Source organism: Microbulbifer epialgicus (genome assembly GCF_041447265.1).
Taxonomy (GTDB): domain Bacteria; phylum Pseudomonadota; class Gammaproteobacteria; order Pseudomonadales; family Cellvibrionaceae; genus Microbulbifer; species Microbulbifer epialgicus.
Genome location: NZ_JBGMEK010000228.1, coordinates 1 through 1,249 on the forward strand (window position 1 = coordinate 1; position 1,249 = coordinate 1,249).

General features: G+C 40.6%; 1 protein-coding gene and 2 pseudogenes. 1 reads left to right on the forward strand and 2 read right to left on the reverse strand.

Annotation, left to right across the window (positions count from 1 at the left end; translation table 11 throughout):
- Positions 1-133, forward strand: a pseudogene (locus ACCI49_RS24690) (IS256 family transposase); the annotation flags it as partial.
- A 142-nt stretch (positions 134-275) separates the two neighbouring features.
- Here ACCI49_RS24690 and ACCI49_RS24695 read toward each other — a convergent pair.
- A complete protein-coding gene (locus ACCI49_RS24695; RefSeq protein WP_371841919.1) occupies positions 276-761 on the reverse strand; it encodes a DUF6789 family protein in 486 nt (161 codons plus the stop codon).
- Positions 762-1,087: 326 nt separating this feature from the next.
- Positions 1,088-1,249 (reverse strand): annotated as a pseudogene (locus tag ACCI49_RS24700) (IS256 family transposase); the annotation flags it as partial.

The window sequence follows — 1,249 nt, forward strand, 5'->3', positions numbered from 1 at the left end:
ACTGAAGCTTCTGTACGCCGGTATACTAAAAGCTTCCGAGCGCTGGACGCACCCGATCCAAAACTGGAATCTGACACTGTCACAACTGACGATCCACTTTCCAGATCGCCTGGAGAAATACAACAGTCTATAGTTGCCTGGCTGACACAGAGTTTTGAACACCCTCGTATCCACTTAACGAGTATCCAAATTGCTTCTTGTACTATTCCGCTAACTTCTTAAGTAAACATTCTGTTTATAAGTAACAATTAATCCAGGCCTACAGGTTAAAAAACTTAAACCTTTCTATGTATCTGAGCTATTGGCTTTCCCCAATCCAAAAGATTGCTGGTCAAAGAAATTGATATACCCACAAGCTGTAGAACACACGCCCAAAGCAAGGCCTCTAATATAACAAGTACTAAAGGTTCATGCATTACATTCCACGGCAAGTAAAACTCAAACCACGGAACCATTAACGCCCAACTGATAGCCCCAAACTTAACTCCCTTTATCAAACTCTTACCTGACATCAATGATTCTATAAATGAAAATACTATGCCGTAAATAACTCCAATCATTAGGAGGCCAAGTACACCTACCCATAGATTATCTGCCATACGAGGGAGAGGTTCCATTTGCTTCACAACCGTTAAGAACTTAGCACTTTGCAGCTGTGGATCAGCCAGAATAGTTTGTGCAGGACCAAAGAAAATCAACATCCCCAAAACCCATGCAACTCCACCGGCCACCCCTGATAGAAAAACTCGGATAAAGTACATTGTTTGCCTCTTCGTATATTTCTGTATCATTGGCTATATAGTCGAAAAATCCGTCATTCAAGAAGTAAGCTACCTATATAAATTAGTAACTGACACATAATTTACTTTCTAGCTGAATTAAGTACACGACTACTGATAGAATAACATATGTAAAGGTTATAAAAAGGTATGTAACCGTCCAGGATTTAGTAATTATATATAGATAAATTAGTCTCAACCAATACCTTTACTGTAATAGCATGGGAGACACTGAATAATTTCTAAATATCACTAAGAGAGTTGAAGGCTGTAAAGAGGGTATTCAAAACTCTGTGTCAGCCAGGCAGCTATAGGCTGATGTATTTCTCCAGGCGATCTGGGAAGTGGATCGCCAGCTGTGACAGTGTCAGATACCAATTTTGAATCGGGCGAGTCCAGCCTTCGGGGGCTTTTAGTATACCGGCGTAAAGAAGCTTCAGTAAGCTATTCTCATTGGCGAAACCACCCTT

Bases quoted from the DNA above. Each gene is read 5' to 3' on its own strand.
- ACCI49_RS24695 (WP_371841919.1), bottom strand. From the start codon at position 761: ATGTACTTTATCCGAGTTTTTCTATCAGGGGTGGCCGGTGGAGTTGCA.